General features: G+C 63.9%; 13 protein-coding genes and 1 pseudogene. 11 read left to right on the forward strand and 3 right to left on the reverse strand.

Annotated features, from left to right (window positions below; translation table 11 throughout):
- Positions 1 to 11: 11 nt before the first annotated feature.
- Both fmt and def read right to left on the reverse strand, forming a co-directional pair.
- Positions 12 to 935, reverse strand: coding sequence for a methionyl-tRNA formyltransferase (fmt, locus tag XALGPE39_RS13295; protein ID WP_045728590.1), 924 nt, complete (start codon positions 933 to 935; stop codon positions 12 to 14).
- Between the two features lie 106 nt (positions 936 to 1,041).
- A complete protein-coding gene (gene def / locus XALGPE39_RS13300) occupies positions 1,042 to 1,554 on the reverse strand; it encodes a peptide deformylase (RefSeq protein WP_045728591.1) in 513 nt (170 codons plus the stop codon).
- Positions 1,555 to 1,693: 139 nt separating this feature from the next.
- On the opposite strand from def, the gene XALGPE39_RS13305 reads away from it, so the two are divergent.
- The 10 genes and pseudogenes from XALGPE39_RS13305 (at position 1,694) to XALGPE39_RS13345 (ending at position 11,246) form a co-directional block, all read left to right on the forward strand.
- Complete coding sequence (locus XALGPE39_RS13305) at positions 1,694 to 2,827, forward strand: LysM peptidoglycan-binding domain-containing protein (RefSeq protein ID WP_045728592.1); 1,134 nt, start codon at positions 1,694 to 1,696, stop codon at positions 2,825 to 2,827.
- An 81-nt stretch (positions 2,828 to 2,908) separates the two neighbouring features.
- Positions 2,909 to 4,069: a DNA-processing protein DprA gene (gene dprA, locus XALGPE39_RS13310; protein WP_045728593.1), complete on the forward strand. Its 1,161-nt coding sequence runs from the start codon at positions 2,909 to 2,911 to the stop codon at positions 4,067 to 4,069.
- 43 nt (positions 4,070 to 4,112) lie between these two features.
- Positions 4,113 to 4,586 carry a DUF494 family protein gene (locus tag XALGPE39_RS13315; RefSeq protein ID WP_045728594.1) on the forward strand — a complete coding sequence of 158 codons (474 nt, stop codon included), beginning with the start codon at positions 4,113 to 4,115 and terminating at the stop codon, positions 4,584 to 4,586.
- A gap of 23 nt (positions 4,587 to 4,609) precedes the next feature.
- Positions 4,610 to 5,368, forward strand: a complete 759-nt coding sequence (locus tag XALGPE39_RS13320; protein WP_045728595.1) for a GYF domain-containing protein — start codon at positions 4,610 to 4,612, stop codon at positions 5,366 to 5,368.
- Positions 5,369 to 5,405: 37 nt separating this feature from the next.
- Positions 5,406 to 5,549 (forward strand): annotated as a pseudogene (locus XALGPE39_RS16595) (DUF4339 domain-containing protein); the annotation flags it as partial.
- A gap of 48 nt (positions 5,550 to 5,597) precedes the next feature.
- Positions 5,598 to 6,326 carry an RDD family protein gene (locus XALGPE39_RS13325; RefSeq protein WP_235429913.1) on the forward strand — a complete coding sequence of 243 codons (729 nt, stop codon included), beginning with the start codon at positions 5,598 to 5,600 and terminating at the stop codon, positions 6,324 to 6,326.
- Positions 6,327 to 6,572: 246 nt separating this feature from the next.
- Entirely contained in the window at positions 6,573 to 9,068 is a 2,496-nt protein-coding gene (locus tag XALGPE39_RS13330; RefSeq protein WP_045728597.1) for a DNA topoisomerase I, read from the forward strand.
- Between the two features lie 135 nt (positions 9,069 to 9,203).
- Positions 9,204 to 9,764 carry a Sua5/YciO/YrdC/YwlC family protein gene (locus XALGPE39_RS13335; RefSeq protein WP_045728598.1) on the forward strand — a complete coding sequence of 187 codons (561 nt, stop codon included), beginning with the start codon at positions 9,204 to 9,206 and terminating at the stop codon, positions 9,762 to 9,764.
- A 94-nt stretch (positions 9,765 to 9,858) separates the two neighbouring features.
- Positions 9,859 to 10,605: a hypothetical protein gene (locus XALGPE39_RS13340; RefSeq protein ID WP_045728599.1), complete on the forward strand. Its 747-nt coding sequence runs from the start codon at positions 9,859 to 9,861 to the stop codon at positions 10,603 to 10,605.
- Positions 10,605 to 11,246, forward strand: a complete 642-nt coding sequence (locus XALGPE39_RS13345; protein ID WP_045728600.1) for a hypothetical protein — start codon at positions 10,605 to 10,607, stop codon at positions 11,244 to 11,246. Before XALGPE39_RS13340 ends, XALGPE39_RS13345 begins: the two co-directional genes overlap by 1 nt.
- A 149-nt stretch (positions 11,247 to 11,395) precedes the next feature.
- On the opposite strand, the gene XALGPE39_RS13350 is transcribed toward XALGPE39_RS13345, so the two are convergent.
- The gene (locus XALGPE39_RS13350) at positions 11,396 to 12,172 is read right to left on the reverse strand and encodes an SDR family oxidoreductase (protein WP_045729216.1); all 777 of its coding nucleotides are present in this window, start codon (positions 12,170 to 12,172) and stop codon (positions 11,396 to 11,398) included.
- 34 nt (positions 12,173 to 12,206) lie between these two features.
- Between XALGPE39_RS13350 and XALGPE39_RS13355 the strand changes: the two genes are divergently transcribed.
- The gene (locus tag XALGPE39_RS13355; protein WP_235429818.1) at positions 12,207 to 12,467 is read left to right on the forward strand and encodes a hypothetical protein; all 261 of its coding nucleotides are present in this window, start codon (positions 12,207 to 12,209) and stop codon (positions 12,465 to 12,467) included.
- Positions 12,468 to 12,483 lie beyond the last annotated feature (16 nt).

The raw sequence follows: 12,483 nt of genomic DNA on the forward strand, positions 1-12,483 counted from the left end.
CACTCGCCCCTTCAGACCGATGCCTGCAGATCGCGTCGCGCGTTGAGATAGTCGGCTGCGGTAATCGTCTTACCTCCCTCGCGCTGCAGTAAAAGCAGGCGCAACGCCCCCTGACCACACGCGATGTCGATGCCCTGCTTGGACGCGGTCAGTAAGGTGCCAGGCTGCTGCTTATGCGCCAGATCGAGGGCGATTGCGCCGTGTATTCGCACCCGCTCGCCAGCCAGCACAACTTCAGCGACCGGCCACGGGGTGAAGGCACGCACCTGCCGCGCCAGATGCGCTGCCGATTGCTGCCAATCCAACCGCGCCTGCGCCTTGTCCAGCTTGTGCGCGTAGGTGACACCCGTCTTTGGCTGCGGCTGCGCCACCGGGCGCAATCCCGCACGCAGCAGTCCCAGACCATCGGACAACACCTGCGCACCGAGTACAGCCAGGCGATCATGCAATTGCCCGCCGGTCTCCGCTTCGTCGATCGGAGTGCGCTGCGAGAGCAGCACCGGACCGGTGTCCAGGCTGACGTCCATCTGCATCAGACACACACCGGTCTCGGCATCCCCGGCCTCGATCGCGCGCTGGATCGGCGCGGCGCCACGCCAACGCGGGAGTAGCGAGGCATGCACATTCCAGCAGCCGTGAGTCGGAATGGCCAACACCGCCTTGGGCAGGATCAGGCCATAGGCGACCACCACCATCAGGTCCGGCCGCAGCGCGCGCAGAGCCTGCAGCGACTCCGGCGCACGCAGGGTCTTCGGTTGCAACACCGGAATACCGCGTGCCACCGCTTCCAACTTGACCGGCGAGGGGGTCACACCACGACCACGACCAGCAGGCCGGTCCGGCTGGGTATAGACCGCGACGACCTCATGGCGCTGCGCGGCCGCACGCAACGACGGCACGGCGAAATCCGGCGTACCGGCAAAGACGATTCTCATTGGCAAAGGATGTCGAAAAAGGAAAAGAGAAATGCGCCAGGGCAGACCGTGCCCAACCCAACAGCGGCGCTACCGCGCCCACACGAGACTGGGCACTGCCAAGCTCTCAGGCCACGTGCTTGCGTGCTTTCGCCAGCTTCTTGCGCACCATTTCCCGCTTGAGCGGGGACAGGTAGTCGACAAACAACTTACCGTCGAGGTGATCCATCTCGTGCTGCACGCACACTGCCAGCAGGCCGTCGGTGGTCAACTCCTGTGGCTGGCCCTGACGGTCGAGGTAGCGCACGGTGATGGACTCGGAGCGGGTCACATCGGCGTAGATCCCAGGCACCGACAGACAGCCCTCTTGGTGCACCTGCTCGCCTTCGCGCTGCACGATCTGCGGATTGACGAACACCTGCGGGGCATTCTTCTCCTCGCTCACATCGATCACCATGAAGCGCTTGTGCACGTCCACCTGGCTGGCCGCCAGGCCGATACCGGGCGCGTCGTACATGGTGTCGAACATGTCGTCGAGCAAATGCTGGAAGGCCGCACTGGTGACTTGGGCAGGATCGACGGGCTCGGCCTTGGTACGCAGGCGCGAATCTGGAAACTCGAGAATAGGAAGCAGGGCCATAGCGGTACCCAAGATGGGGGCGCCGGACAATTCGGCAAGACCTCGCAGATTCTACCCGTTTCTGAGCTGGGCGCTTGCGCCGCGCCCATGATTCTGGACTATAGTGCGCCAACCTGTTGGGGAATCAGGCTCCGTCCTTATGTTAAATCGACTCCGCACGGTCGTCGCCGTCGCGATGTTCACCGTGGCGATCTACGCCGCTTCCGCGAGCATCGCCGCCGAGCATCCAGATACCTATGTGGTGCGCAAAGGCGACACCCTTTGGGACATTGCCGGGCGCTTCCTAGGCAAACCATGGTTGTGGCCGGAAATCTGGCAGGCCAACCCCCAGGTACGCAATCCGCATCTGATCTACCCCGGCGACGTTCTCAGCCTGGCTTATCTGGATCGGGTCGCCCACGCCGAGATCAAACCAGGGCCACGCCAGGAGGCACCGATCGATGCGATCCCACTCTCCCAGGTCGAACCGTTCCTGAAGAATCTGCGCGTGGTCGACCGCATCGACGGCCTGCCCTATGTGGTCGGCCTTGAAGACAACCGCATGCGCGCCACCACCGGACAACTGGTCTACGCCGTCGGGCTGGGGACGTCCCAGGTCGGACAGCGCTATGCCATCGTGCGCCCGACCGTGCGCTACGTCCTGCCCAAGCTCAGCGACGACCTCGACAGCACAGGCCACAGCATCCCGGGCAGCGGCAACCTCTGGCAGAACTTCGTGCCACCGGACAAGCGCCGTGAATCACTGGGCTACGAACTGGCCCAGGTCAACATTGGCACTGTCACGCACGCGTCAGGCAACGACAACCAGGCCACCACCCTGTTGTTGCAGGACAGCGCGCGCGAAGTGCGCGCCGGCGACCGTTTGATCGCGGTCGAGGCACATCCATACGATCTGCAATTCGTACCGCATCCAGCATCCGAGCAGGCACTGGCGGCCGGAATTCGCGTGCTGGCGGTGGCTGACGCGTTCAGCGTAGCCGGCCCACGCGATGTAATCGCCCTGTCCGGTGGCCGCCGCGAGGGCATCGACAACGGCAGCGTGGTCTCGCTGTGGCGTCATGGCACGCGAGTCAACGACCGCCTAGCTCGCCCCAACACCTCGCGCGCCAACGACGGATTCACCGGCGGTAGCGGCAGCGTGGCGCTGCCGGACGAATACGCCGCCCATGCCATGGTGTTCCGCACCTTCGACAAGGTCAGCTATGCGCTGGTGATGGACGGCATCAAACCCACTCGCATCGGCTACGACGCCAAGCATCCGGACGCACACTGAGCCGCGCACGCGGAGTAGTCCTACGATAGAAACAGGCTGCGCCCGAGTGCGCCGCCTGCCTTCGCGGCCCAGTCTGGGTGCATGTCCCACGCACCCCAATCTCCACACCCGGACGACGAGAATGCCGCATTGCTGGCACTATCGCTGGCAGGCGGTGCCTGCGCCCCACGCCGGCACTTGCTACAGCACCACGGCAGTCCTGCAGCCGCCCTGGATGCGGGACCCATCGCCTGGCGCGCTGCCGGCCTAGAACCGGCACAGATCGCAGCGCTGCGCCAGCCCGATCAAGACGCACTCGATACCGCACAACGTTGGCTGGCCGGGCCACGCCGACACCTGCTCGGCTGCCACGACCCGGATTACCCGGCACTGCTGCTGCGCATACCGAACCCACCATTAGCGCTGTACGTGGACGGCGACCCCTCCGTCATGTGGCACCCGGCAGTGGCTATCGTTGGCAGCCGCGCTCCCAGCGCAGGCGGGCGCGACAATGCCGCATGCTTCGCCCTAGCGCTAGCGACAGCAGGAATCGCGGTGACAAGCGGCATGGCTGCCGGAATCGATGCCGCCGCACACACCGCCGTACTATCGCACCAGGGCGGCCTCACCCTCGCCGTGGTCGGCACCGGCCCTGATCTAGCCTACCCGCGCCAAAACGCGGAACTGCGCGAGCGCATTGCGGCACATGGCGCGGTGATCAGCGAATATCCGCCCGGCACACCACCAAGAGCCGGCCACTTCCCGGCCCGCAACCGCATCATCGCCGGGCTGAGCCTGGCAACCGTCGTCATCGAGGCCGCCACACGCTCGGGCGCACTAATCACCGCGCGCTTGTCCAGCGAAGCCGGGCGCGAGGTCTTCGCACTTCCCGGCTCGATCCACAACCCCCTGGCACGCGGCTGCCATCGCCTGATTCGCGATGGCGCCGGGCTGGTGGAAAGCGCCGAGGAGGTCCTGACCGGTATCGCGCCATTAGCCGCCGAACTGGCAGACGCCTTGCGTGGACGCCTGTCCACCCCCATCCAAGGAAAAGGAAATGGCAGCGACCACCGTGCCACGCCAGACTTCCCCGACCCCGACTACCAGCGCTTGTGGCAGGCGTTGGGACATGACCCCATCTGTATGGATTCGCTGATCATACGCAGCGGATTGACGGCTGCAGCGGTGTCCTCCATGCTGCTGACCATGGAACTGGATGGCTACGTGGCGGTTGAACGCGGTCGTTACACCCGCAAAACCTAGTTTCTTCACCTCCACAGCGTCTGCCGACGCAGGCCGAGGGGCAATGAAAGAGAGCATTCTGGATGTATTGCTGTACCTGTTCGAACACTATTTCAGCGAAGACGCGGACCCGGTTCGTGATCGCGACTCCCTCCAGAATGGCCTGATCCAGGCAGGTTTCAGCCCCACCGAAATCAGCAAGGCGTTCGACTGGCTCGATGCCCTGGCAGATCAGCGCCCGGCGGTAGCGCAACCGCGTATCGACGGCCCGATCCGGCTCTATCACGGACCGGAGCTGGATAAGCTGGATGTGGAATGCCGCGGTTTTCTGCTGTTCCTGGAACAACACGGCATCCTGGACAGCGACCAGCGCGAGTTGGTGCTGGACCGCGCCATGGCACTGGACCAGGACGAACTGGATCTGGACGACCTGAAATGGGTGGTGCTGATGGTTCTGTTCAACCAGCCCGGCGCCGAGGCAGCCTACGCATGGATGGAGACGCAGATGTTCGTCGACGAACCCGAGCCACTGCACTGAGACACTAGACGGCGATTGCACGGATGCACACAAAAGACGCCAACATTCTCTGGCATTACATAGACGCAGCACGCGAGCGGCACGGCCCGCTGAGTGCACAAACGCTGCGCACACGCCTGGACGAAGGCTTACTAACTCGCGACAACTTGGTCTGGCGCGAGGGCATGACCTCGTGGCAGCCACTGCATACCGTCGCTTTAGAGCTTGAGCTACGCCTCCCGGCGACACCACCACCATTGCCGCCGCTGGATGCACGCGCATCCAGCCCAACGACGAAGGCACCTGCACGGCACCGTGGTTTGCCCGGTTGCGCTATCGCCGCCATCGTCGCAGTCGGTGCGAGCGTCGCACTGATACCGGTACTGGCCATTCTCGCCGCCATCGCCATACCGCTTTATCAAAGCTATCTGGCGCGCTCACAGGTCATCCTGGCACTGGGCAGCCTGACACCACTACAGACCGAAATCGCCAAGTTCGCTACACAACATCCGCGTTGCGCAACGAATAGCGATATTGATTTCGGCATGTCACAACACGACACCATGCCTTTGATCGGCCAGATCCGCATCGGCCGCCTCGACAACGGCCACTGCGGCCTGGAAGCCACACTGCGCACACCCAACCGCACCAGGCTCGATGGCAAAGCACTGTGGCTGGACTACGATGCGCGAAGCTCCACGTGGCACTGCAGCTCCAGCCTAAACCAACACGACCTGCCTGCTCAGTGCCAAGGCACCAGCCTAAACCACCGTGACCTGCCTACTCAGTGCCACGGCCAGTGAACAGCACACTTTTTTCAACAACAATCCGGGGATACACATGCGTGAGTGGTACTACGCCGATGCGGCGCAGCAGCAACATGGACCGATGCCAGCCACCGACTTGCAACAGTGCTTCCAACGCGGCGAGATCAACCTGTCCACTCTGGTTTGGCGGGATGGCCTCAGCGAGTGGCGCAAGCTGGCCGAGTGCGCCGACGAACTCGACCTGACTCAGCCACCAGCGCGCACGATGGCAGACACCCCGACAACGGCTCCGCAGTCAGACCAGACGCTACCCGATGCCTGGAAAGTAGCCAGACCTGTTGGGGCGCAATCCACCTATGCGATCCCCAGCGCATGGTCAGACAGTGACTCGTGCGGCGAGGTGGTGCAAGCCGGCTTTTGGAAGCGCGTCGCCGCCTATCTGATCGACGCCACGCTGATCAGCACCGTCGCCAATGTGATCCAGTTTGTGATCATGCTCGCCTTCTTTGGCGCTCACGGCTTCCGCAATCCTCCTAATCCTTCGACCGCCAGCGGCATCACCATGCTGCTGGCGATATACCTACTGCAACTGACAATCTTGACGCTCTACTACGGCCTGTGCCACAGCTCCACCAAGCAGGCAACGCTGGGCAAGATGGTAATCGGCATCAAGGTGGTCCGCGGCGATGGCAGCCGCATCAGCTTTGCCCGGGCCATCGGTCGCTACTTCGGCTTCATGCTGAGCAGCGTGACTATCGGCCTCGGCTTCCTGATGGCCGCCTTCACCGAGCGCAAGCAGGCCCTGCACGACATGCTCTGCGATACCCTGGTCGTGGACAAATGGGCCTACACCGACCATCCAGAGCGGCAGCAACGCAAGCTCGGCACGGCCACGGTGGTGACCCTGACGCTGTTCGGCATCCTGATATCGGCGGTGGTACTGGTGATAGCGCTGTTGTTGATCAGAATAGCCTTCCAGGGCAAATTGCACTGAGCGCTCTGCGCTGTGACAACAACGCCAACAAAACGGGGCACCCGACCGCATGGCGCAACGGTCCCAGCTTGACAGCAGACGCCAGACATGGGCACTAATAAATAAGCAACCTAGCTGAACGCTCGGGGTATCTGCCCCGGGTAAAGGCATCCATGCGACACCGCAGCGCTTCACTAACCGGAGCAATTGCGCCACCCTACCGCCCCGGGGCATCCACCGCCCCCGTCCATCGAAGCCCGACGCCCCATGTCCAAACACCTGCTCATCGTCGAATCGCCCGCCAAGGCAAAGACGATCAACAAATACCTCGGCAAGGATTTCCATGTCCTGGCCTCGTATGGGCACGTGCGCGACCTGATTCCCAAAGAAGGCGCGGTCGATCCGGACGACGGCTTTGCGATGCGCTACGCGCTGATCGACAAGAACGAGAAACACGTCGACGCCATTGCCAAGGCCGCAAAAGCGGCCGACGACATCTATCTGGCGACCGACCCGGACCGCGAGGGCGAGGCGATCAGTTGGCACATCGCCGAAATTCTGCAAGAGCGCGGCCTACTCAAGGGCAAGCCGCTGCACCGCGTGGTGTTCACCGAGATCACCCCACGCGCGATCAAGGAAGCCATGGCGCATCCGCGGCAGATCGCCGGCGACTTGGTCGATGCGCAACAAGCGCGGCGCGCACTGGATTACCTGGTCGGCTTCAACCTCTCGCCGGTGCTGTGGCGCAAAGTGCAGCGCGGCCTGTCCGCCGGTCGTGTGCAGTCGCCAGCGTTGCGCATGATCGTCGAGCGCGAGGAGGAAATCGAAGCCTTCCTCGCGCGTGAGTACTGGAGCATCGGCGCCGAATGCGCGCATCCGTCGCAACCGTTCGCCGCCAAACTGGTCAAGCTCGACGGGCAGAAATTCGAACAATTCACCATCACCGACGGCACCACCGCCGAAGACGCGCGGATGCGTCTGCAGAAGGCCGCACAAGGCGCGCTGCACGTCACCGACGTGACCAGCAAGGAACGCAAGCGCCGTCCGGCGCCACCGTTCACCACGTCCACACTGCAGCAGGAAGCCTCGCGCAAGCTCGGCTTCACCACCAGCCGCACCATGCGCGTGGCGCAGAAACTGTACGAAGGTGTGACCGTCGGCGACGAGGGAACCGTCGGCCTGATCAGCTACATGCGTACCGACTCGGTGAACCTGTCGCAGGACGCGCTGGTGGAAATCCGCGACGTGATCGCGCGCGACTTCGGCACCAGCGCATTACCGGACAAGCCCAACACCTACCAGACCAAGTCCAAGAACGCGCAAGAAGCACACGAGGCGATCCGCCCGACCAGCGCACTGCGCACACCAGCGCAGATGGCCAAGTACCTGGACGACGATGGCCGCCGCCTGTACGAACTGATCTGGAAACGCGCCGTGGCCTGCCAGATGGTGCCAGCGACGATGAACACCGTCACCGTGGAACTGGCTGCCGGCAGCGAGCATAGCTTCCGTGCCAGCGGCACCACGGTGATCGACCCGGGCTTCCTGGCGGTGTACGAGGAAGGCAAGGACCAGAAGGCCGCCGAGGACGAGGACGAAGGCCGTAAGCTGCCGGCGATGAAGCCTGGCGACCGCATCCCGCTGGACCGTATTCACGCCGACCAGCACTTCACCGAGCCACCGCCGCGCTACTCCGAAGCCTCGCTGGTCAAGACGCTGGAGGAATACGGCATCGGCCGGCCCTCGACCTACGCCTCGATCATCCAGACCCTGACATTCCGCAAGTACGTGGAACTGGACGCGCGCCGCTTCCGCCCGACCGACGTCGGCCGTGCGGTGAGCAAGTTCCTGTCCGGCCACTTCACCCGCTATGTCGACTACGACTTCACCGCCAAGCTCGAAGACGACCTGGACGCGGTGTCGCGCGGCGAAGAAGAGTGGCGGCCGTTGATGGAGAAGTTCTGGGGTCCGTTCAAGGAACTGGTCGAGGAGAAAAAGGAATCGGTGGACCGCTCCGAGGCCACCGGCGCGCGCGAGCTCGGCACCGACCCCAAGACCGGCAAACCGGTCAGCGTGCGCCTGGGCCGGTTCGGGCCGTATGCGGCGATCGGCAGCACCGCCGAGGACGCCGAGGACAAGCCCAAGTTCGCCTCGCTGCGTCCAGGGCAGAGCATGCACACGATCACCCTGGAGGAGGCGTTGGAGCTGTTCCTGATGCCGCGCCAGCTCGGCCAGGACAAGGGCGAGGACGTCAGTGTCGGTATCGGCCGCTTCGGCCCGTTCGCCAAGCGTGGCAGCGTCTACGCCTCGCTGAAAAAAGAAGACGATCCCTACACCATTGATCTGGCCCGCGCCGTCTTCCTGATCGAGGAGAAGGAAGAAATCGCGCGCAACCGCATCATCAAGCAATTCCCCGACAGCGATATTCAGGTGCTCAACGGCCGTTTCGGCCCGTACATCAGCGATGGCAAGCTCAACGGCAAGATCCCCAAGGACCGCGAACCCTCCAGTCTGACCCTGGACGAGGTACAGAAGCTACTGGAGGAGACGGGTAAGCCCGTGCGCCGCGGATTCGGCGCCAAGAAGGTCGCTGCCAAGAAGGAAGCCGCACCGAAGAAGAGCCCGGCCAAGAAGACCGTCGCCGATACACCAGCCAAGCCAGCTGCGAAGAAGGCGGCCAAGAAAGCGACGAAGAAAACCGTCAAGAAAGCAGCGAAAAAAGTAGCCAAAAAGACCGTCGCCAAAGCCAAAAAAGAAGCCTGATTCCAGTCGCAAGGGCGTCGGCACGCGCGCCATGAGGCATGCTCATGCGTTACGGCACGATGTCGGCCACAAGATCCACTCACACTGCAGACGCGCGCATTGTTCGAACACCAGCACGTACCGCATGATGCACACATGACCGACCTGTCACTGAGCCAAGCCATCACCGTCCTGCGCCAGGGCGGCGTTATTGCCTATCCCACCGAAGCCGTCTGGGGCCTGGGCTGCGATCCATACGACGCGACGGCAGTGAACCGCCTGCTGCGGATCAAGCAGCGCCCAGTGGAAAAGGGCCTGATCGTGGTCGCCGCCGAACTCGATGCGCTGCGTCCACTGCTCGACCTGTCGGCGCTGCCGCCCGAGCGGCTCGCTACGGTATTGGCCACTTGGCCAGGCCCACATACCTGGATCCTTCCCGCCGCCGCACAGGCCCCGCCCTGGATCACCGGCACGCACAACGGCATCGCCGTGCGCATCAGCGCACATCCACTGGTGGCCGAACTGTGCCGCAACTGGGCAGGCGCTCTAGTCTCCACCAGTGCCAACCGCGGCGGCGAACCACCGGCACGGCAACGCGAGGAACTGGATCCGCAGTTGCTGGCCGAACTCGACGGCCTGATCCACGGCGAAACGGGTGGTCTGGCCCAACCGACCCCGATCCGCGACGCGATCAGCGGCGAGATTCTGCGGGCTTGAGACCATTTGCCCTGGTCGCATCCTGACCGCATCGATCGGATGCGATGGCGCATCCGCTCTTTCCCCGGCCGAAGAAGGCGCGCAAGATGCGCTCATGTCCACCCTGACACGCTTGCTGCTGTTGCTGAGCCTGTTGCCCTCGACCGGCAACGTCTGGGCGCAGAGCGTGCGCAGCAACAGCCGCGATGGCGACGTGCGTATCTACCGCTGCATCACCACCTCCGGCACGACCAGCCTACAGAGCATTCCGTGCGAAAGCGGGCGCCAGCAACAGGTGATGGACATGCAGCGACCGCGCGATCCGCTGACACGCCCGACCACAACGCTCAGCACCGATCCAGCGCGTGACGCAGCGGCCCCAGCGCCGCTACCGCAGCGCGAGATCCGCATCGTCAGCGTGCAACCGCCACAACCGATGTACGAGTGCGTCACCAGCGAAGGCGAGCGCTATACCAGCGACGACAATGCCGGCAATCCGCGCTGGATCCCGCTGTGGGCATTCGGCTACGCAGACAGCCAGGACGGACGGCGACGCGGACGCGGCCCGGACGAGCGCCCACCACCCGGACCGCCTCCACCCGGCGCCTCGCGCCCATCTGGACCGCCTCCACCACCGCATGTGGTCTATCCAGGCGCTGGCGTGATCGTACCGGCTGGCAGCACCCTAGTTCGCGACACCTGCACCGCGCTGCCACAACAAGAGGTCTGCGCGCGCTTGACCGACCGCCGCTGGGAATTGATCCGCCGCTACAACAGCGCGCTACAGAGCGAGCGCCGCGCGATGGAAACCGAACAGCGCGGCATCGATGCGCGCTTGGCTAGGGACTGCGGCGGCAACTGATGCGTCACACAAGGTATTTGATCGCATTGCTGGGCTTGGCAGGGTTGGCACACGCCGAGCCGGTCGTGTTCTATCGCTGCACCGACGCGCAGGACAACCTGACCGTGCAGAACCAGCCCTGCCCCAAAGGCATGCGCCAACAAAAGAAGATCATGCAAGGTGTCAGCACCGCTCCACTACCCACCGAACCGGCCAAGCCACAGCAGCCACAGCCACAGCCACAGCCATCAGCATCCGCCGTAACACCGCCAGCTGCAGCGACCGCGTCGCCAACCGCCACCACAGAACCGGCACCAGTAGCGGCGCCAAGCCCACCGCCGCCTGCGCTGTACAGCTGCACAACACGCGAGCAGCAGTGTTACACCAGTGAAGTGGCCGAGCCACCACCACGCTGCATCCCCTTGCCCACCCAGAGCCTGGACGGCAGTCCCGACCGCGCCGGCGGCAGCGCCTGCGAGGTCGTCCACGACCAATGTCAGGCAGTGCCCAGCGATGGGCTATGCGCAGCATGGCAGGCCTACGTAGCCGAAGCCGAAACCCACTGGCGTTTTGCCATCCCGGAACATGCCCAGGCACTACGGGAAGAGTTCCAGCGCCGCCAGCAACTTTTGGAAGCGAGCAACTGCGCCACGTCGCCGTAACGCACGATCCGACGCTGTCCCAGCACCTTCCATCCTCGCCCGGTGCCGACGCAAACCAGGCATGGCCGGCTCGCGCGAAAGACGGCAACCGCGGCAAAGGACTCGCGAAACAACGCCAGGCCAGCCAAACATAACCACGACAGGAAAGCCTAGAACCCGTAGCGCAAGAAACCGCCATCCACCGCGATACATTCGCCGGTGATGTAGCTGGCCGCCGGCAAACATAAAAAGCCCACTGCGGCGGCCACCTCGTCCGGCTCGCCGATCCGGCGCATCGGCGTGCGCTCGATCACCTGCTCGTAGTAGTCCGGATCGGAGAGTGGGCCGGAGGTCCGACGGGTGCGGATATACCATGGCGCCACCGCGTTGACCCGGATGCCATCCTCGGCCCACTCGGCAGCAAGGTTGCGGGTGAGTTGATGCAATGCCGCCTTGGTCATGCCATAGGGCGCGCCACTGCGTACATGGGTCAGCCCGGACACACTGCCGACATTGACGATCGCAGAGGCGGTATGTTGCGCGAGGAGCGGATAAGCGTAACGCGATAGCTCGAAAGCGGAGAACACGTTGGTTTCGAAGATGCCGCGCCACTCGTCCTCGGTGTAATCCACCGCGGCCTTACTGACGTTACCGCCGGCATTATTGATGAGCAGGTGCAGGCCATCGGCATGATCCTCGACCCAGTCCAGAATCTCACGACGGTCCTCATCGTCGGACACGTCGGCGGCCAAGGCCAAGATGCGGCGCTTTGGAAAAGCATCGCTCAGTTCATCGCGGACAGCGGCAAGCGCATCAAGATCGCGCGCCACCAGCAACAGGTCGGCACCAAAACCGAGCAATTCGCGTGCGATGGCCAGGCCGATGCCGGCACTGGCACCGGTGATCAATGCGGTCTGTCCGTCCAGGCGCCAACGGTGCTGCGTCATCATCCTATCTGCTTGGCTACGGAGGAGGCGTAGGATGATACCCCCCACCTTCGATGAGGTCGCTGCCATGTCCACACCACTGCGCTGGGTGATGTTGGCACTGCCACTGTCGGCCATGCTGGCGGCATGCAAGCCAGAACCGCCCAAGCCGGTCGACGCACCGCCAGCACCGCAGGCCAGCGCACTGCGCGCGACCGTCGCACAGCCACTGGAGCGTGCCAAGCAGGCGCAGGCAACGGTCGAACGCGCCGCCGCAGCGCAGAACGCCGCAATCGACGACGCCACCGCGCAATGAAAAACGCCGGCCACGA

Source organism: Xanthomonas sp. GPE 39 (assembly GCF_000963005.1).
Taxonomy (GTDB): Bacteria; Pseudomonadota; Gammaproteobacteria; order Xanthomonadales; family Xanthomonadaceae; genus Xanthomonas_A.